Origin of the sequence: Colwellia sp. MB02u-6, assembly GCF_014077095.1 — a bacterium.
Classification (GTDB): Bacteria; Pseudomonadota; Gammaproteobacteria; order Enterobacterales; family Alteromonadaceae; genus Cognaticolwellia.
The window spans coordinates 226,950-251,205 of record NZ_JACGVG010000035.1 but is presented as its reverse complement, the minus strand read 5'-3'; the positions used below and the strand labels follow the sequence as shown (position 1 = coordinate 251,205).

17 protein-coding genes and 2 pseudogenes are annotated in these 24,256 nt (G+C 40.1%); 9 read left to right on the top strand and 10 right to left on the bottom strand.

Features of this window, described 5'->3' with window-relative positions; translation table 11 throughout:
* The first annotated feature begins 72 nt into the window (after nt 1–72).
* From H4J46_RS10675 to H4J46_RS10640, 8 genes are all read left to right on the top strand, one after another.
* Nucleotides 73–1,029, top strand: a complete 957-nt coding sequence (locus H4J46_RS10675) for a MoxR family ATPase (protein ID WP_182233481.1) — start codon at nt 73–75, stop codon at nt 1,027–1,029.
* Nucleotides 1,030–1,044: 15 nt separating this feature from the next.
* Complete coding sequence (locus H4J46_RS10670; RefSeq protein ID WP_182233480.1) at nt 1,045–2,058, top strand: DUF58 domain-containing protein; 1,014 nt, start codon at nt 1,045–1,047, stop codon at nt 2,056–2,058.
* The gene (locus H4J46_RS10665; RefSeq protein ID WP_182233479.1) at nt 2,046–2,636 is read left to right on the top strand and encodes a DUF4381 domain-containing protein; all 591 of its coding nucleotides are present in this window, start codon (nt 2,046–2,048) and stop codon (nt 2,634–2,636) included. The genes H4J46_RS10670 and H4J46_RS10665 overlap by 13 nt, the downstream gene beginning before the upstream one ends.
* A complete protein-coding gene (locus H4J46_RS10660) occupies nt 2,633–3,652 on the top strand; it encodes a VWA domain-containing protein (RefSeq protein WP_182233478.1) in 1,020 nt (339 codons plus the stop codon). The genes H4J46_RS10665 and H4J46_RS10660 overlap by 4 nt, the downstream gene beginning before the upstream one ends.
* Before the next feature lies 1 nt (nt 3,653).
* The gene (locus H4J46_RS10655) at nt 3,654–5,525 is read left to right on the top strand and encodes a VWA domain-containing protein (protein ID WP_182233477.1); all 1,872 of its coding nucleotides are present in this window, start codon (nt 3,654–3,656) and stop codon (nt 5,523–5,525) included.
* Nucleotides 5,519–7,204, top strand: a complete 1,686-nt coding sequence (locus H4J46_RS10650; protein ID WP_310650231.1) for a BatD family protein — start codon at nt 5,519–5,521, stop codon at nt 7,202–7,204. The genes H4J46_RS10655 and H4J46_RS10650 overlap by 7 nt, the downstream gene beginning before the upstream one ends.
* Nucleotides 7,205–7,647: 443 nt before the next feature.
* Nucleotides 7,648–8,163 carry a sigma-70 family RNA polymerase sigma factor gene (locus H4J46_RS10645; protein ID WP_259365795.1) on the top strand — a complete coding sequence of 172 codons (516 nt, stop codon included), beginning with the start codon at nt 7,648–7,650 and terminating at the stop codon, nt 8,161–8,163.
* Entirely contained in the window at nt 8,156–8,869 is a 714-nt protein-coding gene (locus tag H4J46_RS10640) for a DUF3379 family protein (RefSeq protein WP_182233475.1), read from the top strand. The genes H4J46_RS10645 and H4J46_RS10640 overlap by 8 nt, the downstream gene beginning before the upstream one ends.
* 697 nt (nt 8,870–9,566) lie before the next feature.
* Here H4J46_RS10640 and putP read toward each other — a convergent pair.
* Nucleotides 9,567–11,054: a sodium/proline symporter PutP gene (putP, locus tag H4J46_RS10635; protein WP_182233474.1), complete on the bottom strand. Its 1,488-nt coding sequence runs from the start codon at nt 11,052–11,054 to the stop codon at nt 9,567–9,569.
* 291 nt (nt 11,055–11,345) lie between these two features.
* On the opposite strand from putP, the gene H4J46_RS10630 reads away from it, so the two are divergent.
* Nucleotides 11,346–12,566: an EAL and HDOD domain-containing protein gene (locus H4J46_RS10630; RefSeq protein WP_182233473.1), complete on the top strand. Its 1,221-nt coding sequence runs from the start codon at nt 11,346–11,348 to the stop codon at nt 12,564–12,566.
* A gap of 415 nt (nt 12,567–12,981) precedes the next feature.
* Here H4J46_RS10630 and H4J46_RS10625 read toward each other — a convergent pair.
* The 9 genes and pseudogenes from H4J46_RS10625 to pgi form a co-directional block, all read right to left on the bottom strand.
* Nucleotides 12,982–13,713 (bottom strand): annotated as a pseudogene (locus tag H4J46_RS10625) (dTDP-glucose 4,6-dehydratase); the annotation flags it as partial.
* 40 nt (nt 13,714–13,753) lie between these two features.
* Nucleotides 13,754–13,881 (bottom strand): annotated as a pseudogene (locus tag H4J46_RS16925) (sugar phosphate nucleotidyltransferase); the annotation flags it as partial.
* Between the two features lie 259 nt (nt 13,882–14,140).
* On the bottom strand, nt 14,141–15,151 hold the full coding sequence (gene galE / locus H4J46_RS10615) for a UDP-glucose 4-epimerase GalE (protein WP_182233472.1): 1,011 nt from the start codon (nt 15,149–15,151) through the stop codon (nt 14,141–14,143).
* 53 nt (nt 15,152–15,204) lie between these two features.
* Nucleotides 15,205–16,161, bottom strand: coding sequence for a DHH family phosphoesterase (locus H4J46_RS10610; protein WP_182233471.1), 957 nt, complete (start codon nt 16,159–16,161; stop codon nt 15,205–15,207).
* 744 nt (nt 16,162–16,905) lie between these two features.
* Nucleotides 16,906–17,508: an adenylyl-sulfate kinase gene (gene cysC / locus H4J46_RS10605; protein WP_182233470.1), complete on the bottom strand. Its 603-nt coding sequence runs from the start codon at nt 17,506–17,508 to the stop codon at nt 16,906–16,908.
* Nucleotides 17,509–17,682: 174 nt separating this feature from the next.
* Nucleotides 17,683–19,410 (bottom strand): SLC13 family permease, encoded by a 1,728-nt coding sequence (locus H4J46_RS10600; protein ID WP_182233469.1) that lies wholly within the window; start codon nt 19,408–19,410, stop codon nt 17,683–17,685.
* Nucleotides 19,411–19,677: 267 nt separating this feature from the next.
* Nucleotides 19,678–21,081, bottom strand: a complete 1,404-nt coding sequence (gene cysN / locus H4J46_RS10595; protein ID WP_182233468.1) for a sulfate adenylyltransferase subunit CysN — start codon at nt 21,079–21,081, stop codon at nt 19,678–19,680.
* A gap of 90 nt (nt 21,082–21,171) precedes the next feature.
* The gene (cysD, locus tag H4J46_RS10590) at nt 21,172–22,071 is read right to left on the bottom strand and encodes a sulfate adenylyltransferase subunit CysD (protein WP_182233467.1); all 900 of its coding nucleotides are present in this window, start codon (nt 22,069–22,071) and stop codon (nt 21,172–21,174) included.
* Between the two features lie 375 nt (nt 22,072–22,446).
* The gene (gene pgi, locus H4J46_RS10585) at nt 22,447–24,096 is read right to left on the bottom strand and encodes a glucose-6-phosphate isomerase (protein WP_182233466.1); all 1,650 of its coding nucleotides are present in this window, start codon (nt 24,094–24,096) and stop codon (nt 22,447–22,449) included.
* Nucleotides 24,097–24,256 lie beyond the last annotated feature (160 nt).

Here is a 24,256-nt window from a genome sequence, read left to right as displayed (position 1 = left end):
GCTGAACCTTATATCAACTTATGTGTCAGACCTGCTGACTTAAACTTTTTTAATCAATAAGAACGATAAACTATGGCTATTGAACACTTTTCCTCATTAAAAGAACATTTATCTTCACAAATTATTGGACAGCACGCCCTTGTTGAAAACTTACTGATAGCGCTTTTAGCTGATGGACATCTTATTGTAGAAGGTCCCCCGGGGTTAGCAAAAACTCGTGCGGTTAACGCATTAGCGCAAGGTATCGAAGCAGACTTTCATCGCGTTCAGTTTACCCCTGATTTATTACCCGCAGATTTAACCGGCACAGATATCTATCGCCCTGAAGATGGTACCTTTGTTTTTCAACCCGGACCATTATTTCGTAACTTAGTCTTAGCCGATGAAATAAACCGCGCGCCGGCAAAAGTTCAGTCTGCCTTATTAGAGGCAATGGCGGAAGGCCAAATTACGGTGGGTCGCCATACTTACCCCTTACCTGAATTATTTTTAGTCATGGCAACACAAAACCCAATTGAGCAAGAAGGCACTTATCCGCTGCCTGAAGCGCAACTTGACCGTTTTTTAATGCATGTTGAAATCGATTACCCTAATGCCACTAGTGAGTTAGAAATTTTAAAACTTAACCGCGGTGAAGCGTTAAAAGTAGAAAAAAAAGCCATTAAACAAATGACTCAGGCTGATATTTTTGCTGCTCGCAAAGAAACCATGCAAATTCATATGGCGCCAGCAGTGGAAAACTATATCGTTGATTTGATCATGGCAACTCGTCAGCCAGAAAAGTACGACGACAAATTAAAACAATGGCTTGCCTACGGTGCTAGCCCGCGCGCTACTATCGCACTTGACCGCTGTGCACGAGCAAGAGCTTGGCTAAATAACCGAGACTTTGTTAGCCCTGAAGATGTTCAAGCGGTTTTTCACAACGTATTGCGTCACCGGATAATAATGACTTATCAAGCTGAAGCAGAAGGTATCAGTAGTAATCAACTACTTGATCACTTACTCAGCTTAGTGGCGGTTGCCTAAGCGCAAGTTACCTTTATGTGGTTTAATCAAAAAAAATCGACCGAGCAAAACAACCCGCAATTGTTGCTTAATGAACTGGTCAGTAATGGCATCGAATTAACCATTGCAGAGTTAATTCGTTATCAGGCTAAAAGCTCACTCATTAATTTAGCCGCCTCAAAAAGTTTACGTGGCAAAATGTCAGGCAATTATCTCGCCCGCAGCAAAGGTCGAGGCATGGAGTTTGATGAAGTTCGCCATTATCAAAATGGTGACGACATTCGTGCTATTGACTGGCGGGTAACGGCTCGCACAGGAAAAACACACACAAAATTATTTCATGAAGAAGTGGAACGCCCCGTGCTTATTGCCACCGACTTAAGCACCAGCATGCTTTTTGGTAGCCGTTTACTTTTTAAATCAGTGCAAGCAGCCCATGTTGCAGCCTTAGTGGCTTGGCATGCCAAGTCACGCGGCGATCGCATTGGCGGTATTGTCTTTAACCAACACAGTCACCAAGAATTAAAACCCCGTAGCCGACAACAAGGTGTGCTGCATTACTTGCATGCGTTAGTTACGAAACACGCGGACTCTTTAACTATTGCTAGCGAGCCCTTAGACCGTGAACAAGCAGTATTAGCCTTTGAACAAAACTGTGCGCGCCTACGCCAACTCGCTAAACCCGGTAGCTTAGTGTATCTGATCACCGATGCCTTTAATCTCACAGATGAAGCGGTGCGCCATTTAGCTAATATTACTCGACATTGTGAATTAGTTGTTTGCTTGCTCAGCGATCCACTCGAACAAAAACTGCCAGAGAGTAAACAGAAAATTAGCGTTGGTATCACTAATGGTGATGATAGTGATGAGCGACAACAATTAATACTCGGTGACCCAGCACTGGCTGAAAAATATCATCAACAGGCCCTGAGTTTAAGTAACACCAAAGAAGAAAAACTAACTAAAGCTGGCGTGCGCTTACTGCACTTTTGTGCCAGTGAAGCACTCGAAACTCAATTACATCGCGGAGTAGCGTCATGGATCCGCTAGCACAATTAAGTGATATTCATCTACCCGCCAATGTGCACGGTTATCCTATTGCACCAGGTTGGTGGCTTTTAGCCATTATTGTTTTAGCCTTAATCATGTATGGCCTATTAAAGCTGCGACAAGCCATGATTAAACGTCAGGCGCAAAAAATGGCACTCAAACAATTATCAACAGCGACTGACATCAGCGCTATGGTAGCCTTATTAAAATGGTCAGCTTTACAATACTTTCCACGACCGCAAGTCGCACACTTAACTGGCGATGCTTTTAAAAGCTTTTTAATCGCCACATTGCCCCCTAAGCATCAGCAAAAGTTTACTGAACTTAGCGCCGAACACTTTATCTCTGTTTACCAAAGTGTTGCAGCAAGTACTACGGCAAGTACTACGGAAAGTAAAATATCGGCTGAATTTTCAAGCGCAGCGAAATTATGGCTTAGCCATGCTTTACCACCAAAAAAAGAGTTAGCTATCTCAGCGCCTGCAATAATTAAAAACACAAACACTGGCTTGCATACCAGTCCAGCAGCCGATAAATCAGCTAACCTAGTGATTAAAAATGACGGAGCAAAGTCATGATCCATTTTGATTTTCTCTGGGCCTTAATCGCCCTACCGTTGCCGTTACTTGTCTATTGGTTACCGGCTAAAAAACAAGTACAAGCCGCGCCACTTAGAATGCCCACCATCATTAAAGGTATTCAGACACCAGAGTTTGCCCCCGAAAAGAAAAAATCATCAGTACTAATACTCAGCCTTATTTGGCTGTTACTGGTACTGGCGACCACTCAACCACAATGGCTGGGTGAATCCGTCAATGTACCCACTGAAGGACGCGAGATGATGATCGCGGTTGATTTATCCGGCAGTATGCAAGTAGAGGACATGACCCTCAATGGCCGCAGCGTTAATCGTCTTGATATGTTAAAGCAATTACTGGGTGAATTTATCGCACGACGCAGCGGTGACAGGTTAGGTTTGATCTTATTTGGTGACGATGCTTATATGCAAACGCCGATGACCTTTGATCGTAAAACCGTGCAACAAATGCTTGATGAAACCGTGTTGGGCTTAGTCGGCAAAAAAACCGCGATTGGTGACGCTATCGCACTTGCTGTTAAGCGCTTTGATGAAAAGAAAGAATCGAATAGGGTTTTATTGTTACTGACCGATGGTCAAAATACCGCGGGTAAAATTACCCCCGACCAAGCGCTTGAATTAGCTGTAGCAAAAAATATCACCATATACACTATTGGTATTGGCGCTGATGTTATGGTGCAAAACTCATTATTTGGCGCTCGTCGCGTCAACCCTTCAAGTGATCTTGATGAAGAGTCTTTACAACGTCTGGCGGATGAAACCGGTGGTTATTATTTTCGCGCTCGCGCCAGTGAAGACATGAGTGAAATTTATCAACTATTGGACGCTCTTGAACCCGTAGAACAAGAACAACAACAAATGCGACCTTTAACCGCTTTGTTCCACTGGCCTTTAGGCTTAGCCTTGCTGATAAGCTTACTCACGCTGTTAACTAAGAGCATCTCCAATGGTCAATTTTTCATCAGCAAAAAATCAGCAAGCGGAGTGACGGATTAATATGGCTGACTTTCATTTTATTCGCCCGCTCTGGCTATTAGCTATTATTGGCTTATTTTTAATGCTGTTTATGTTAAAAAAATTGCGTGTTAAGCAGTCAGGCTGGCAGAAACTGTTACCGGCACATTTAGCAAAAGTATTAGTGCAAGGTAACGCTAAAGCAAAATCTAACTCATTGCTGCTGCCGTTTTTAATCGGCTTACTGTCAATTTTAGCCATGGCAGGACCGAGTTGGCAAAAACTACCACAGCCAGTGTATCAAGTAGCACAAGGCTCAGTGTTGATTATGGATATGTCGTATTCTATGTATGCCACCGACGTTGCTCCTAATCGCCTGACACGCGCACGTTATAAAGCCATAGATTTACTCGATAGTATTAAAGATGGTGAAATCGGTCTTATTGCTTATGCGGGTGATGCTTTTAATATTAGTCCGTTAACCGATGACAGCAATAATATAAAATTACTTTTACCCTCATTAAGCCCCGAACTTATGCCGGTGCTTGGTAGCAACCCATTTGCCGCATTGGCACTGGCCAATGAAATGTTAATCAATGCCGGTCATAAAGACGGCGATATTTATTGGTTCACTGACGGTATCGATAATATTGATATTCAAGATATAACCCAATGGTCACGCGACCATCCTTATCGGCTTAATATTCTTGGCATTGGTACAAAAACGGGCGCACCCATTAAACTCAGTAATGGCGAACTAATGAAAGATGACAATGGCGCGATTATTGTGCCTAAGTTAACAGTGCAGGCATTACAGGGCTTAGCTCAACGCGGTAGAGGCAACTACGCTACCCTGAGCCAGAACAACAAAGATATTGAACGACTGACCTTCAAACCGCTCAGCACTGACATAGATAAAGACAACACCAAAGCCAGTGAAAATACCGGTGATCAATGGCAAGAGTTTGGCCCCTACCTGCTGTTATTAATTCTGCCTATGGTGTTAAGTTATTTTAGACGTGGCGCACTACTGGTAACCCTGCCGTTCGCTTTCATGTTAATACCCAATAACAAGGCTCAGGCTGATATTTGGCAAGATCTTTGGAAAACTAAAGATCAACAAGGTCAAGCACACTTTAACAATGAGCAATATCAGCAAGCAGCAGCACAATTTAACAACCCACTATGGCAAGGTAGTGCCTACTACAAAGCTGGTGATTATCAACAAGCCTTGGCCGCATTTAAACAAGAAAACACCGCAGAGGCGTTATTTAATCAAGGTAATGCTTTAGCTAAATTAGAAAAATTAGACGATGCGATAGCGGCCTATGAACAAGCCTTACAGCGCGATCCGAACTTAGCCGATGCAAAAGCGAATAAAGCCTTGCTTGAAAAGTTAAAGCAAGAACAAGAACAGCAAGAGCAAGAATCAGATGACGATCAACAGAAAAATGATCAACAAAACAACGACCAGCAAGACAATGATCAACAGGGTGAAAACCAAGACGGTGAGAGTCAAGACAGCCAAAACGAAAATAGTGACAGCAAAGACAGCGAACAGCAACAAAATCAACAGAACTCAGAAAAAAAAGACCCCGGCGAACAAGATGAATCTTCTGCGCAAAAAGATGCTGAAGAACGCCAAAAACAAAAAGATCAGCAAAAAACTGACCGCGATAAACAACAGCAATCAGAACAACAGCAAGCGGAAAGCCCTGAAAATTCAAACGATGCACAAAGCCTAGCAGCCAAAAAGCTAGCCGAACAATTGGCCAAAGAAACCGAACAAAAACATCAACAATTACTCAACAAAGTCACTGATGACCCCTATATGTTACTGAGAAATAAAATGCAATTAGAGTATCAAAAACGTAATCAAGATCGTCGAAATGTAGGAGTTAAGAAAAAGTGGTAAAAGTTATAATTTCTTTGTTGGCTATTTTATTATCATCTCATAGCTACGCGTTAACAAAAGTCAGCGCATCGGTTGATAAAAACCTGACCATGGCTAATGAATCGTTAATATTAACCATTACCGCCGATGATAATGTTGATAGAAATGCCTTAGATACCTCAGCACTATTAACTGACTTTATTGTCGGTAGAACATCGGTTAGCTCACAAACTAGCATGATCAATTTTGACACCACACGCACCACCACATGGAATACGGTGTTAATACCTCGAAATTCAGGTGAGCTAGTAATACCCGCATTTGACATTAATGGTTTCAAAACCCAAGTCATCACCATTAATTCACTAGCGGCAAACGAATCAGCCACTTCAAAACAGCAAGACCTGTTTATCACCACACAAGCCTCTGCCACCGACTTATACGTTCAACAGCAAATCACTTTAACCGTAAAGCTACACTTCGCTGCAGAATTAAAACGTGGCAGTTTGAGCGAACCAAGCCTAATCAGCGCGAATATTTTACAAATAGGCAAGGACGAAGAATCAGAAAGTATTATTAAAGGTAAACGTTATCGCGTTATTGAACGCGTGTACGCCATTAGCCCACAAAAAAGCGGTGATATGATATTAAAAGCACCGATTTTTTCTGGCGAGATCATCAAAGCCTCGGCAAGGCGATCTAACTTTTTAAGTTATGCCGATACTAAACCGGTTAGTGTGGTAGGTGACGATATAGCCTTAACGGTTAAAGCTATTCCAGTGCAAGTTAACGGGCTATGGCTGCCAAGCGAATTATTCGCTTTGCAGCAAGAGTTTCAACCCGCACCAAGAAAATTTAAAGTGGGCGAACCAATCACTCGCACCATTACACTCACTGCAGTCGGGCTTTCAGAGGAGCAACTACCTGAAATTACCATGCAAGTTCCACAAGGTCTAAAAGTATACCCAGATCAAGCTAAACTGCATACCGGCCTAAACAATGCACGTTTAGTCAGCCAAAAAGTGGTCAACTTTGCCATTGTTGCCAGTAAAGCCGGTGAATATCAGTTACCCGAAATTAGTATCCCTTGGTGGAATACCGTCACTAATAAAGCAGAAATAGCGACAATAGCAGGGCAAAAAATTATCGTTTTACCCAACGCTGATATAGCAGCAAGTACCATCCAGCAACCACCACGCATGAATCTTGAAACCCCAACAACACCAGGGGTTGTAGAAAGCGTAATCATTCCGCAAAACACCTTCTTGCAATGGCTATTTCTAGCCTTATGGCTAGTCACCTTATTAGCTTGGTATATAACAGCAAAGCGCCCTTTTAAGTCTAAGCAAGCCAAGAGTGAAACTAACACCAAGTTCAATAATGCTCATCTTGCTATCTTAGCTGCTTGTAAGAAAAATAATGGCGAATTAGCCTTAGCGTGTTTGCTGCCATGGGCACGCTATCAATCACAGCAACAATCATTAGACAATAATCAAAGCCAAGAACTAACAACACTTGACTCATTGCACAATTATTTTAACGACCCCGCACTCTCTAACGCTATTATTGAGTTGCAACAAAGCTATTATGGAAAAAACCCAAGTGCTTGGTCAGGCAACAAGCTGATCCTTGCTATTCAAGCTCTGAATAAAAGCAAACTAAGCAAATCACCCGTGGCTGCTATCAGCATTAACCCTTAGCGGCGTCTAGCAATCAAGCTTCTCTAAATTAATGTTATTGAAATCAACTTTTCAAAATAAATAAAGCCGACCTATTAAATTAAATATACTTCTTTATGGGCGGCATTGGTGTCAAAAATAGTTAAATTTTATTTAACTTAATGGACTAAAGTCCAATCTACAGAAAACTATGGATGACAATGCAACGTTAGCCAATTTTTTTGTAGGTCGGACTTTAGTCCGTCAACCGTTAAGCAAACGAATAACCTTATAGAGCCAAAACCTACCGCTCATAACTTGGCACTAAAAACTATCACGCTTGGCTTAAAAGTTTTTTAACAATAGCTATCTCTAGCAAACGTTAATCCAATTAAATTTCAAACAGTTATTTAAGCTATAGTGGGGTTACGTAAATAAGTTTATTTGTGTGAAATAAAATGACAAAGCCTCAGGTCTTTTACAACATGGCGACAAAACAAGTTAGATACGAAGCACTCGTTAAAGCATTACATGCAGATTTATATCGATATGGCTACTGGTTATGCCACGATAAGCATATTGCCGAAGATTTAGTGCAAGAAACATTTTTACGTGCATGGCGCGCTCTTGACTCGTTAAAAGACGAAAAGGCGGCAAAATCATGGTTAATCACTATTCTGCGCAGAGAAAACGCTCGTCGTTTTGAGCGTAAGCGTTTTGACATGAGCGAATATGAAGAAGCAACTATTGCCGATGTCAAAGCCACCAGTAGCGAACAGGAAATTGAACACTATTGGTTACGGGAAAAAATAGAAAAAATGCCTGAAGAGTATCGTGAACCCTTAGTTTTACAGGTGATTGGTGGTTTCAGTGGTGAAGAAATTGCCGGTATCTTGTCACTGAATAAAAATACCGTGATGACACGATTATTTCGTGCACGCAATCAATTGAAAGAGGCCGTAGACGACGAGCCAAAATTAAGAGGTCTACACAATGGATGACTTGAAATTTAGACGCAGTATGCTAGCAGAGCCAAATAACCGTGATGATGCTATCAATGCCGCCATTAAAAGTGATTCGGCAAAACAAAAGTTTTCGCAAGAACTTGACACATTAGAAAATAAAATCGCACAAGCCATGCATATCCCCGTGCCTGAAGATTTAGCTAATAAGTTAATTTTACGCCAAACTTTTGCTAGCCATCAGCAACAAAAACGTAAAACACGTGTTCGTTTGTCGATGGCAGCATCTGTTGCACTAGTGATGGGTTTAACCGTTAACTTTATGATGTTTTCTAAAACTTATAAAAACCTGGGTGACTATGCTATTGCGCATGTTAATTATGAGGCATCACACTTCTCTAACAATGATCAACCAAGGGTAACACTGGCCTCATTAAATGAGAAAATGGCGACATTTAAGGGCAGTTTTGATAGTACCTTTGGTAGCTTAATCTTTGCTGATTATTGTCGCTTTGATGGCAGTAACAGCCTCCACTTAGTGTTTCAAGGTCAATCAAGTCCGGTCAATATTTTTATTTTGCCCAATGATGAAGATATTAAATTTATTACTAATTTTGCTAATGATAAATTACAAGGTCGGTCATTAAACTTTAATCATTCAAATATCATTGTGGTAGGAGATAAAAAAGAGCCCATAAAGCAATGGCAGGAACGAGTGAGTAATCATATTACCTGGTCAATTTAGTAGTCAAACTTGTACTCATCTCAATAGTTGCCTTACCACTTAGTAGACTTAAAAAATCTTAGATTACAGGTTCATCGCTTCAGACTGAACCTGAATACCTACGTCCATGTCTTGATTGCTACGATATTAATAGCTTACATCTGAAGTCAATTAGAGCGGTTACTAAAATTTCATCAAGACAATAGTTATTCTTGATCACGGCTCCTGCGTTGCCCCCCAATGTTCTACATCCTTTGTACATGAATATACTAGTCTTATGCCGCTACGAATAGCTAATATCAAGCTTTTTAGGTCCTTATAAGACAATAAACACCGTATATTAAATCGTCTTTAAATTCGCTTTTTTGCCGTTACCTCGCACTTCGATAAACGCCCATAGCTGACTTGCATAGGTGAAAGTTCTATTTATTATCAAAGCTCTGGCAAGCGCTAAATGAGAGCTAAGTGATAGCTACCACAATGGCTTGGGTTCAAATTCCAAAGTTTAACAATCGAGCGATATTAAAGGCGTTAGCTTAAAAATATTGCTCAGAAAGAAAAAATAACAAAAAAAAGCCGTTAATATGAATTAACGACTTCTATAACTTACTTAAAACTACTTAAGAGTTTAAAGTTATTACTAACAGCTAAATCTGTTCTTTTAACTGCCAGCTAATAACTTAAAACTCAACGCTATCTCTATTAGCTTATTTTAGTTTTAACTATGTTTAGCAACAACCTCATCAAATAATTTTTCAATTTCTGGTTGTTCTTTTGTTGTTAAGCGACTAACCAATACAATCGCGATACTGGCCATAATAAAGCCAGGTACAATTTCATACATCACGTCACTAAGGTGCTGACCATTTAGCGTTATAGGCGCATACATCCAAACTAAAACGGTAATAGCTCCGGTCAACATACCGGCTAATGCACCATGTCGATTCATTTTCTTCCAATACAGACTCATAATAACCAAGGGTCCAAATGCAGCACCGAAACCGGCCCAAGCATTACTGACTAAAGTTAATATTGAGCTTTCTCTATCGTAAGCAAGAAAAATAGCAACAATGGCTACCAAGGCGACTGATATTCGGCCAACCAATACTAATTGCTTTTCACTAGCGTTTTTATTCAAAAAGGCTTGATAAATATCGCCCGTTAATGAACTTGATGTCACCAATAATTGCGAAGAAATGGTGCTCATAATCGCCGCTAGAATCGCCGCAAGTATAAAGCCAGCGATAAGAGGGTGAAACAGTACCTGACCTAGTAAAATAAATATTGTTTCGGCATCATCAACTACCAAGCCTACTTTAGCCGCATAAGCCACACCGGCAAGACCAGTAGCCATAGCACCACACAATGAAACGATCATCCAACTCATACCTATTCTTCTTGCTGCTGGTACATCTTCTACTGAACGAATAGCCATAAAGCGAACAATAATATGAGGCTGACCAAAATAACCTAATCCCCATGCCATGGCAGAAATTATGGTAATAATAGTGACACCACTAAATAAGTCTATGAATGCAGGGTCGACCTTTTCAATAGCTTGCATCATAGCGTCAGTGCCTCCAACATCAGAGATCGCGACAATAGGCACAAGCACCAAGGCAACAAACATAATACAGCCTTGCACAAAATCAGTCAGACTCACGGCTAAAAAACCACCAAAAAGTGTATAAAGTACCACAACACCAGCGGTAACATATAGACCTACTTCATAGGTTAGGCCAAACGAACTTTCAAATAATTTACCACCAGCAACAATGCCTGAAGAAGTATATAAGGTAAAAAATAAAATAATAACAATCGAAGAAGTGATGCGAAGTGCATGTGAGCTATCAGCAAAGCGATTTTCGAAAAAATCGGGCAAAGTAATCGAGTCATTTGCCATCTCGGTATAAGTTCTTAATCTGGGTGCTACGATAAGGTAATTTAAATAAGCACCGAGGACTAAGCCAAAAGAAATCCAAGCACTACTCAAGCCTACCGTAAACATTAACCCGGGTACACCCATTAGCATCCAACCGCTCATGTCTGAGGCCCCTGCAGACAGCGCTGTTACCCCAGGTCCTAAACTACGTCCTCCAAGCATAAAACCAGATACATCGCTAGTTGATTTTCTATAAGCATAAATACCTATTCCCAACATAACAACAAAGTATAGTGCCAATGAAATCATCGTTCCTACAGCCATTTAACCTCCGAAAAACATTATACCAATCGAAACAATTTATTTTACCACTTAACGGTAATTAATTCGTTTGGCATTAAAACTGTTCAAATAAATAGCATATTACTACTCAATTGAACGTGAGCAACAATAATAGGCTTAGTTAATAGTTGATTCCATGTTTTTCGTAAGTATTAACAATTATTTGTGTTATAAATAAACCAGCTAATGTGAAAATTAAGTTAACTAAAGAATAATACTAAATAAAAAATGACAAAATTATTCTTTATAACATAGAGTTAATTAGGAATTTGAATGTACTTTTACGCAGCTAGGCAGCCAATATTAGATATAGATAAAAACCTATTTGCCTACGAACTATTGTTTCGCGATAGCATCATCAATGTTTTCCCCGATATTGATGGTGACGAAGCGACAACAAAAATTATTGAAGCCAGTAACTTTAATCTTGGCATTAGTGAATTTACTGGCAATAAACCTGCCTTTATTAATTTTACTTTAGAAACTCTTATTAAAGGTTATCCAGAAACATTAACACCAGAAGAAGTGGTTATTGAAATTTTAGAGACTGTAAAGCCGGGTAAAAAATTATTATCGATATGCAAAGATTTACATGAAAAAGGCTATACCATAGCGTTAGATGATTATATTCATCAACCTGTATGGCAACACTTTTATCCATTTATACACATCATTAAAATTGACTGGAAAATCACTACATTAAACACCATAAAAATTATAAAAGCTGCCATTAAAGATTTTCCACACATTAAATTACTAGCAGAAAAAGTTGAAACCTACGAAGAGTATAACCAAGCGTTAGCGTTAGATTTTGAATTATTTCAAGGCTTCTTTTTCGCTAAGCCTGAAATGATAAAAACCAAAAATCTATCACCATCACAAATAACAATGGCAGAACTCCTCTATGAAACCTCAAAAAAAGAGTTAGACCTTGCCAGTATTACATCAGTTTTTGAACGGGATGTTACTTTGTCCTACAAACTACTGCGTTATGCCAACTCAGCAATTTTTAAACGCCGCACTGATATTTCCACTATTAAACAAGCACTGGTTATATTAGGCTCAGCTGAATTAATACGTTTTCTGGGTTTAATGTTTGCAGCAAATATTAATCCCAGCAAGCCATCTGAACTTATTAATGAGGCTATGATCCGAGCAAAATTTTGTGATTTAATGGCCGGTGAAATTAAATCCCCAATAGATAGCTCAATAGCTTTTTTAACCGGTTTATTGTCGTTAATTGATGCCATCGTTGACGAAGACTTAGCAAATATTCTCACCAAGCTGCCATTAGCTCAAGAAATAAAAGACACATTATTAACCCGTAAAGGTGATATGGCGGCCTTAATTATGCTGTTAGAGTTTATTGAACGAGCAGAGTGGTCAAAAACCAACGTAGTAATGACTAAACTTGGCTTAAAAAAAGCCAATGTCCTTAAAAGCTATAATCGCGCAATAGCTTGGGCTGACCAACAAAAGCGTGCCAATTATTAGTCATCACTTAACAAAAAAATTTAAAGGCATGGCATAGATGGCTGTCAGTAAAATAGCGTCCAACTTTCAGTTAACTATCTTTGGCACAAATGCCGACTGAAAAACAATACTCAGCTGTAAATACTTGTTGGCCGATCACGTTAATAACCTACTTAACGGCTAGCGGACTGAAGTCGACCTACAAAACAACCACCCAAGGTTGCATTATCACCTGTATTTTTTATGTAGGCTGGACTTTAGTCCATCGAGTTAAATACAATTTAAATACCTGTGGCATAAATGCTAATCAAGAATAAACTGTGTTTGGCTATTCAAAAACATCCTATTTTTAAAGACGTAGAAAATATCCACGTCTACTTCAGTATTAAATTAAAGATATCATTTAGATAAAATAGCATCGTCAAAGCTTGTAGACTTAAGTTGACGAGTATTGCTCTGCTATCCAATTTTGGTATGAGCCATCCATCACACTCTGCCACCACAATTCATTATTTACATACCAAGCAACCGTTTTAGCGATACCGGTTTCAAATGATTCTTTCGGTTGATAGCATAACTCATTATTGGTTTTAGTCGCGTCAATAGCATAACGACGGTCATGGCCAGGTCTGTCTTTTACATAAGTAATAAGTGATTCAGTATTTTGCTCAATCGCCGCTTTTGCATTCGGAAAACGTGTTGCTAAATCTTTATTTTTAATAAATTCTTGTTCAACCAGTTTTGAAATGGTTTTAACAATATCAATGTTAGCCCATTCATTGTCACCACCAATATTATAATTTTCACCTACTCGGCCACTGTGTAAAACTAAATCAATGCCGTAAGCGTGGTCTTCAACGTATAGCCAGTCACGAATTTGTTGGCCATCACCATATATTGGCAAAGCTTTATTATGCAAAATGTTAGTAACTACTAAAGGAATAAGCTTTTCAGGAAAATGAAACGGCCCATAATTGTTTGAACAGTTACTCGTGGTAACATTTAAACCATAAGTATGGTGATAAGCATTTACTAAATGGTCACTTGCCGCTTTACTGGCAGAATAAGGCGAATTGGGGGCATAAGCGTTATCTTCTGTAAACGCAGGGTCGGTCGATAAAAGTGTGCCGTACACTTCGTCTGTGGATACATGATGAAAACGATGCTCAGCAAGTAAAAAAACTTTATCGGCTGGATACTTTGCCTTGCATTAGTATCGCAAGTGGATAATAAACCATAGGTTTATCGTAAACAGGCATCAGCTGCTTAATGAAAACTTTCGTCAGTGGATAAAGTCGTGTGCCACTGGCGCCGCTAAAATTATTCCTTTATGCATAAATCATCCTTGTTTATGATAAATTCAGTACAGTAATTATTGTGCTTAAAAAACATAACCTAAAGTTGCATTATCACCCATAGGTTTTATCTAACTTGACTTTAGTCCATCAGGCTTAAATACAGCCCTCAATAAAATAACCATTAGCTCTCAGTTATTCATCTGCCAAGCGTGCTAATACCTGCTTGGTTTTACTGAAAGCTGATAACAGATAGCTTCACTTCTCACTTAAATCAGTAGCTTAGCTATTAAAAATTAGCTATTCAAAACCATTGGGATTTTTAGACTGCCAGCGCCAAGTATCTGTAATCATAGTCGCTAAATCAAGTTTTGCATGCCAGTCGAGTAAAGTATTCGCGACACTTGCATTGGCGTAAACGGTGCCAATATCACCAGCTCGGCGTGGCGCAATGTTATACGGGATATCTTGTCCTGAAATCTCTTGAAAGGTGTTAACAATCTCTAACACCGAGGTACCATTGCCTGTGCCTAAATTAATCGGTACACAGCCTTTAATGTCACTTAATGCCGCTAGCGCTTTAACATGCCCTTGGGCCAAGTCCACTACATGAATATAATCTCTAACGCCTGTGCCATCCGGAGTCTGATAATCGTCACCAAACACTTGTAATTTCGCTAATCGGCCAACAGCCACTTGTGACACGTAAGGCAATAAATTGTTCGGAATACCATTAGGGTTTTCACCAATAAGACCAGATTCGTGTGCGCCAATCGGGTTAAAATAACGTAAACAGGCGATTGACCATTGCTCATCACTGCGTGCTAGATCAAAGAGAATATTTTCGATCATCAGTTTGGTTTGACCATAAGGATTGGTCGCAGACGTTGGCATGGTTTCATCAAGTGGCGAGGGATTATTTTCACCATATACTGTTGCTGATGAACTAAACACTAAGTTTTTAACGTTATGCTCTGCCATAACTTGCAACAGTGTTACCGAACCAGAGACATTATTATGATAATAACTTAATGGCATAACACTCGACTCACCCACAGCTTTTAAACCAGCAAAATGCACTACAGCTTCAATGTCATGTTGCTCAAATATTTGCTTTAGTGCTTGGCGATCACAAATATCAGCTTGAATAAAGGTTACAGACTTGTCTGTTATTTGTTTAATACGGTCCAGCACTAATGTTGAAGAGTTTGATAAATTATCAACAATAATAATGTCTTTATCTAGCGCCAGCAATTCAATAACGGTATGGCTACCAATAAAGCCCGTTCCGCCTGTGATCAACAAACTCATCTTTAAATCCTTATAAGGTTAATGCTATTTATTTTTGAATACCCGAAAGTAAACTATTGATAATATTTTGACACCAACGCAATGAATTTACCAAGTTTTTCTTTTGGCAGTTGGTTGATGCCCGCTGCAGCCGCTCGACCGCCGCCGGTGTCAAATTGCGCACAAAGTTCACCAGCGCCCACTTTATTATTAATCGGGGCACGAAGGCTTACCGTGAAACTAGCATCGATATTTAAGGTGATCACCGCATGCGCTTTATCAGGCTCCTGATTGGCTAATTCATTACCATAAACCCCACTGACTCTGCGCGACCAAGCAGCATCTTCAAGCTCAATGAGTTGCAAAGCCGCATCATCATGCAATACGCTCGCCTGTTTAGCTTGTGCCATATCACTTAAGTAGGCTTGCTCAAGAATGGCAAAAATAGAGTTAGCTTCATTAATCAAAGTAAAGGGGTCTGGATAACCCAATAAAGTAGTAAATAAAACATCAGGGGCAATATGTAAATCATCAACCGTGCGACCGTAGCCGTTATAGTTGATATAAATCCCTAAATTTTTCAGCTGTGTTTGTTCGCTATCTGACAAGCCAGCTTGCTGTGCTAACTGCTCAGCCGCTAGTAACATATTATCGCCAAAAGCCCCAACAATAGCCCATAAAGCATATTTGCCCACTAAATATTGATTGACCAATAAACTGGTGCAAGTATTGGCGTCAATATCGATAATTTTATCTAAATGTGCAGAAGTTGGTATTTCACCCGTGCGATGATGATCAACATAAAATACTTCAACATTATTGGCAAGCAAGGCAGCTAAAGCGACAATGTTTTTTTCCATAGAAATATCAAGCACGGTAACAGAAGTTGCCTGCTGGACAGGTACTTGCTGTAATAATTGAATATCGCGTTTAACGCCAGTGATCAGTGTTGAGGCTTTCGGTTGAGCCAAGCGCAGTTGTAACAGGGCAATAATGCCGTCAGCATCGCCATTAAAAACATCATAATGCATGCAAAAATCTCCTATATAAATTGTTTATCGATAAAGTTAGCAACAAGTTACTTGTAAATTGAATGTAGCTTGGATTTTAGTCCATCGCGTTAATCGCCGGCTAATGGCTGTCGGACTAAAGTCCGACCTACAAAAAAAATTTCCCAAGGCTACGTTATCACCCGTAGGTTTTATGTGGGCCTTTGTAGGATGGACTTTAGTCCATCATGTTAATGAAATTAACCGTCTTCGCATCAATGCGAACGAGAAAATAATACTCGCTACCAGTATTTGCTGGCCCATCGTGTTAATCACCTACTAGTGTTAATCACCTACTAGTGTTAATCACCTACTAGTGTTAATCACCTGCTAACCTACTAGTGTTAATGGCCAGCTAATAGTTGACGGACTAAAGTCCGACCTACAAAAAAAATCGCCAAAAGCTACGTTATCACCCGCAAGTTTTATGTGGGCCTTTGTAGGTTGGACTTTAGTCCAACAAGTTAAATGAAATTTAACCGTCTTTGCATCAATGCGAACGACAAAATAATACCCGCTACAGGTATTTTATGGCCCATCATGTTAATCGCCGGTTAAGAGTTGACGGACTAAAGTCCAACCTACATAAACAATCGCCCAAGGCTACTTTATCACCCATAGGTTTTATGTCGGCCTTTGTAGGATGGACTTTAGTCCATCAAGTTAAATGAAATTTAACCATATTCACATTAATGCTAGCTAGAAGTATTTTAGTTAATCGCCAACTCAATCAGTGATCAAGCCTTGCGCGATCAGATAATTAACCACTTGTTGAGCACATTGTTCAATACTTTTATTAGCCGTGTCGATATGAATGGCTGGGTTTTCAGGTGCTTCATAAGTAGAGTCTATACCGGTAAAATCTTTAATCTCGCCTGCTCGCGCTTTTTTATATAAGCCTTTTGGATCACGTTGTTCGCAGACAGCTATCGGCGTATCGATAAATACTTCAATAAATTCTCCGTGCTCAAGCTTGTTGGTTGCCATGGCGCGATCAGCGGCAAAAGGAGATATAAATGCGGTTGAGACAATTAAACCCGCATCTACAAACAGTTTGGCCACTTCGCTAATACGGCGAATGTTTTCAACTCTCTCTTCATCACTAAAGCCCAAGTCACCATTTAAGCCATGGCGAACATTGTCACCATCAAGTAAATAACTATGACAATGGCGTTGAAAAAGTAACGCGTCAACCGCATTGGCAATGGTTGATTTACCTGAGCCACTAAGCCCTGTGTACCATAACAAACAAGCTTTTTGCTTTTTGATATCAGCGCGTTGTGTTTTGCTTACTTGTTGAGTGTGCCAAACGGTATTTTCAGTTTTCATATTATTCCAGTTTCATACGTCTGATTAACTCTATTGTTATCGTTTTAAGCGCTCAGTGAACACGTTAAGTGCCAAACGCTTAGCTTTCAGTGAACAATAACCGTGAGTTTTACATTTATATTCGTGTTTAAAATGACCTTGTCGAAAACAGGGTAAAAGCTTTCTAGGTAAAGGCTAAAAAGGAAATATTTGTGGTATCAAGATTAACACCACTACACTATAAGTCAGTGTTATCGGCCAACCGAATTTAATAAAGTCAGTGATTTTATAGTTGCCGGCATTAAACACCATAATATTGGTTTGATAACCATAAGGGCTAATAAAACTGCCACTAGCGCCAAACGCTACCGCCATCACTAGGGGTAAAGGGCTAACACCTAAGCCAATGGCAATATTATAAGCGACTGGAAACACTAGAGCCGCCGCGGCGCTATTGGTAATAACTTCGGTCAACACTAAGGTAATGAAAAATATCACCACCATAGCGATTAAGGCACTTTCCCCTGCCAGTAACTGCTCAATTTCATGAGCAAAAATTCCTGCGACACCGCTATGTTCAAAAGCTTGCGCTAAAGTTAATGCACCCAGCACAATGAGCCAAATTTCAATCGGGAATCGGCGCTTAATTTCATTCACCGTTAAACAACCAGTTAAAATCAATAACGCTAGATAAAACATCAGGCTCGATAATAAACTTATTGTCGTCACCATGGTCAGCGCAATAGCAATAATAAAGCCAAAAATAGCTAAAGAGTCACGCCAGCCTGAAAGCATATCATCGGGTTTATGACCGGAAAGAATAAAAAAGTTTTTCGTTAAATTAGTGCGCGCGCAAAAATCAGAGCCAACCGCTAAGACTAAAAAGTCACCCGCTTGCACTTTGATATCACCGAGTTTGCCAGAAAGCGATGTGCCCTCACGGCGAATAGCGACAACGGCCGCATCAAATCTTGCCCTAAACCCAGCTGTTTTTAAGGTTTTACCTACAATAGCCGCATCAGGTTTAATCAATACTTCGGTTAAGTTTTCCCGTAACAACCCCGTTTGCTCAGCAAATAGGGTTAAGCCATCAAATTGCTGTAAGACTAAAACTTTGCTGATGTCACCACTAAAAATCAGTCTGTCATTCGGCTCTATGACTTCATCTGGCGTTACCGGGGAAATAAGCCGACCGTAGCGAACTAACTCAACCAAAAACAAGGTGTCTAAATTTCTTAAGCCATTATCTTCAATGCTTTTTCCAATCAATTTTGAGTTAGGTTTTACTTGTGCTTCAACCAGATATTCCTTATCGCCCAACTGCTCGTCTGGCGTGTCAGTTAACGTATGTTGACGCAATAATATAATCAATAAACAAGCAACCAGTGCAGCACCACCGACGAGTGTAAAGTCAAAAAAACCTAAACTTTGTTGACCTTGCTCTAGCCATAACGAATTAACAATTAAGTTAGTTGAAGTACCAATTAAGGTTAAAGTGCCACCAAGAATAGCAGCGAATGACAAGGGTAAGAGCAATTTACCCGGGTTGACCACAGTATTTTTTTTCACTACCGAAATTAACGTAGCGACCACCGCCGTATTACTGATTAAGGCCGAACTCAAAGCGGTAAATACAAGCGTTCTAAAACTTGCCGTAGACGCTTTGCCATTGAGCATTAACGCTGATATACGCCTTAAAATGCTGGTACGTTCGTAAGCAAAAGAACACAACACCAATAATAATAACGTCACTAAACCAGGATTTACCGCATTGCTGAGAATATCATCCGTGCTAACAAATGACGCCGCTAAACACAATAAGGTTGTACTACCAAAAACGCGCTCGGGTTTGTTTGGAAAAAAAACCAGCCCAATAAGCGTTAATGCAAATATTGCGACCAGTAGCCACTGCGTATACAACATAATGTAAACCTAATCCAAGTTCTAACTACTGTTCGAAAAGTAAATATCGTAAAATTATAACCAATTGCCCAGCACTACATTATCACCTGTAGGCTCTATGCAGGTTGGACTTTAGTCCATCAGGTTAAATGAAATTTAACCGTCTTCGCATCAATGCGAACGACAAAACAATTCTCGTTGCAGATAATTTTTGGCCGATCACCTTAATGGCTCTATACAGTTGACGGACTAAAGTCCGACCTACGCATAAGCGCTTAACTTTTAACGCTACTTAAATAAATCGCGTGCGCCCCAATGTGGGAAGTGCTTGCGAACTAAAGTGTTAAGTTCTTGCTCAAACGCTGAGTACTGATGGTCTTGCTTGGTTTCAAGTGCGCCGTTAATCATACCCGCACCGACAGTAACATTACTCAATCGGTCAATAATAATAAAAGCACCCGTCGCTGGATTATCACCATAAGCATCAAAATGTAGTGCTTCAGCTACTTCAAGTTGAGCAACACCGATTTCATTTAACGCTAATTGGTCAACAGGAAATTTCTCTAAGGTATTAACATCAATACGGTGGTCAATTTTTATTGCGTGCCCTGTGGTGAGCTTACTGCCGTGCTTAATGTAGTATTCACGCCCTGGTTCTAATTCGTCTTCATGCATCCAGACAATAGTCGCACTTAACTCTTTAGCTGAGGTAGGAATACTGCCCTTTTTAACAATCATTTCGCCGCGACTGATGTCTATTTCATCTTCAAGGGTCAAAGTAACCGCCATACCGTGATCGGCGCGATCAATGTTACCTTCAAAAGTTACAATCGATTTGATCTTACTTTGCTTACCTGATGGCAAAGCAACAATTTCATCACCAACGCGAATATGTCCTGAGCCCACTGTGCCAGCAAAACCTCTAAAATCAAGATTAGGACGGTTAACATACTGTACTTGCAAACGAAATTGGGTAAAGTGTTTTTGATCATCTACTTTAATAGTATTTAATAACTTCATTAACGTAGCACCTGGATACCAAGGCATCTTAGTACTTTCGTCAACAACATTATCACCATTAAGGGCTGAAATTGGCACAAAACGTACATCTTCAAAAGCTAAGTCATCGGCAAATTTACGGTAATCTTTTTTAATCTCTTGATAACGGTCTTGGCTATAATCAACCAAGTCCATTTTGTTCACCGCCACTAAAACATGCTTAATGCCTAACAAAGAACAAATATAAGAATGGCGACGAGTTTGCACTTGCACGCCGTGGCGAGCATCAATCAAAATAATGGCCAGGTCACAAGTTGAAGCGCCCGTAGCCATATTGCGGGTGTATTGTTCATGGCCTGGGGTATCGGCAATAATAAACTTACGTTTGTCAGTAGCGAAATAGCGATAAGCAACATCAATGGTAATGCCCTGCTCTCGCTCTGACTGCAAGCCGTCAACGAGCAAGGCTAGGTCAATAGCTTCACCGGTAGTGCCTGATTTTTTACTGTCGTTTTTAATCGCCGCTAATTGATCTTCAAAGATCATTTTTGAATCGTGTAATAACCGGCCAATTAATGTGCTTTTGCCATCATCAACGCTACCACAAGTAAAAAAGCGCACCATTTCTTTGTTTTCATGCTGCTTCAAATAAGCTTCAATATCTGTTTCAAGCAAGTCTTCTGTATGACTCATGTTTTTTCCTTGGAAATCTCTACTCGACAAATTGTCGATTTAATTAAAATGCTAACACCGTAAAATAAACTGGAATAAGATGACAAAGTTTTAAAAATATCCTTCCATCTTTTTCTTCTCCATCGAGCCTGCTGAGTCGTGGTCAATAACACGGCCTTGGCGCTCAGAGGTTTTGGTTAATAGCATTTCTTGAATAATTTCAGGTAAAGTCGTTGCGGTTGACTCAACAGCGCCGGTTAACGGATAACAACCTAAGGTTCTAAAGCGCACACTTTTCATTTGCACCACTTCGTCTTTACCAATAGGCATGCGCTCGTCGTCAACCATAATTAAAGTGCCATCGCGTTCTACTACTGGGCGTTTCTCAGCTAAATAAAGTGGCACAATTTTAATGCCTTCTAAATAGATGTATTGCCAAATATCAAGCTCAGTCCAATTCGATAATGGAAAAACACGAATGCTTTCACCTTTATTGACTTTACCGTTGTAAATGTTCCACAGCTCAGGGCGTTGGCTTTTAGGATCCCAACGATGATTTTTATCACGAAATGAATATACCCGCTCTTTCGCACGCGATTTTTCTTCATCACGACGTGCGCCACCAAATGCTGCATCAAAACCATATTTATCAAGAGCTTGTTTTAAGCCTTGAGTTTTCATGATATCGGTATGTTTAGCACTACCATGCTCAAATGGACTAATATTCATCGCCATACCTTCAGCATTTTTATGCACGAGTAAATCAAAGCCATGTTCTTTCGCCATTTCGTCGCGAAAGGCAATCATTTCTTTGAATTTCCAGTTGGTATCAACATGTAACAGTGGAAAAGGTATTTTTCCAGGGGCAAAGGCTTTTCGCGCAAGATGAAGTAGCACGGCGGAGTCTTTACCAACTGAGTAAAGCATCACAGGATTATCAAATTCTGCGGCAACTTCGCGCATGATATGAATAGATTCGGCTTCTAACTTTTGTAAATGGGTTAATTGCATTGCTGACCACTAATGTTGGCATGATATTATTGATTAATATCATGGCACAAGAATAAAGTATTATCCATATGAGTAAAAGCTTGGTTATACCAAAAAGGTATAAAGAGAAAGGAAGATTAAGCTTCTTATTCTAAAAATTAAACCTACGCCAATTCAGTTAAGTAACTGGGCTAAGTAACTGAACTAAGTGATTACCTAATGGTAAGTAAGGAACAATAATCCAGCGCACATGTTTATTGTTTCGGACTAAACATAAGTATCTAGATCTCTGTAGGCACATGTTTATTGTTCCAAACTAAACATAAGTACCTACATCCCTGTGGGCAGGGCAGATATTGCCGATTTAGACCAGCTTAAAATGATCGGTTATCTATTTCAAATAGCGTTAGTTAAGTTATTTTTATAACGACGAATTAATGCCAGTGACGAAGCAGAAAGCTTTTCGCTGTCAATATCGCTCATTGGCTGCGCCATCACGTTCAGTACTTCTTTGCCAAGCTGCTTACCTAATTCAACGCCCCATTGGTCGTATGAATTTACCTGCCAAATTACACCTTGAACAAATATTTTATGCTCATACAGCGCTAATAAAGCGCCAAGGGAGTGGGGATCTAACTGCTGCATTAAAATAGTATTACTTGGAGTATTACCTTTCATAGTTTTATGAGCAGCTAGCCTATTCGCTTCAGCCTCACTTGCGCCAGTATCAAGCATTTCTGCTTTCGCTTGGGCCAAGGTTTTACCTTGCATTAACGCTTCACTCTGAGCGAAACAATTAGCCACTAAAGCGTCATGGTTAGCCAAATGTTTACTCGTTGGGGCAAGAGAGAGAATAAAATCTGTTGGAATAATATCGGCACTTTGATGCATTAACTGCATAAAGGCATGTTGGCCATTCGTACCTTCCTGACCAAAAACCACGGGGGCTGTTAAATAATTAAGCGTTTTACCGGTAATAGAAACCGACTTACCATTACTTTCCATATCGGTTTGCTGCAAATAACCCGGTAAAGCTCTCAGCGCATGGTTATAAGGTAAAATAGCTAAGCTAGGGTAACCTAAAGCATTTCGATTCCAAATACCGAGCAAAGCCATCATTACCGGCATATTCTGCTCAAACGGTGCATTTTTAAAATGCTCGTCCATGGCATAAGCACCGGCTTTTAAAGCGTTGAAATGGCTATTACCAATAATCAATGCCAGTGGCAAACCCACCGCTGACCATAAAGAAAACCGACCACCTACCCAATCCCAGATCGGCAAAATATTATCCGCATTAAGTCCAAACTCTGTGGCAGCAGCGATATTCGTACTTACCGCATACCAATGTTTCGCCATAATCTCAGTAGGTGAATGATGAGGTTCAGCCAAAGCATTAAGCATCCAGGCTTTAACGATAGTGGCATTGAGCAGGGTTTCTTGCGTAGTAAAGGTTTTAGAAACTACCACTACGAGCGTGGTTGCGGCATCAAGTTTAGCAAATTTTTCTTGCGCGGCATCACCATCAACATTGGCTAACACATGCGCTTTCAAACCCGGCTGATGGTAAGGCACAAGTGCCGACAAGGCGACCTTAACACCGTAGTAAGAGCCACCAATGCCGATAGCGAGAATATCAGTAAACTTTTCACCAGTAACCGAACACACCTTACCCGAATGTACATCATCAACAATGGCAGCCATTTTAGCGTCAGTGTTAATAACCTCATCAGCTTGCGCCCCTAACACATCAAACTTAACCGAGTCAGGCGCACGTAATACCGTATGCAAAACAGCGCGTTGTTCGGTAGTGTTGATCTTTTCACCCGAAAATTGCGCTGATATTTTGCCCGCAAGATCAACTTGCTCAGCCAAAGTAAATAATGGCGTAAACTCACTATCAACAATATTTTGCTTAGCATAATCTAAGAACAAACCCGCCGCCGAAATGGTATAGTTTTCACTGCGATCACAGTCTGCAAATAGTGAAAAAATATTACGCGTTAATGCCAGTTCAGTAAACTGCGATAAATTAGTTACGTCCATATACCTATACTTTTAATAAATGAGTGTTAATAAAGAAAAATGACAATGAACCTGATGGACTAAATTCCAACCTACAGAGGACCTACATAGAGCCTACAGATAACACCATAAATTTTGCAGCTTATCTTTTGTAGGTCGGACTTTAGTCCGACAACCACAA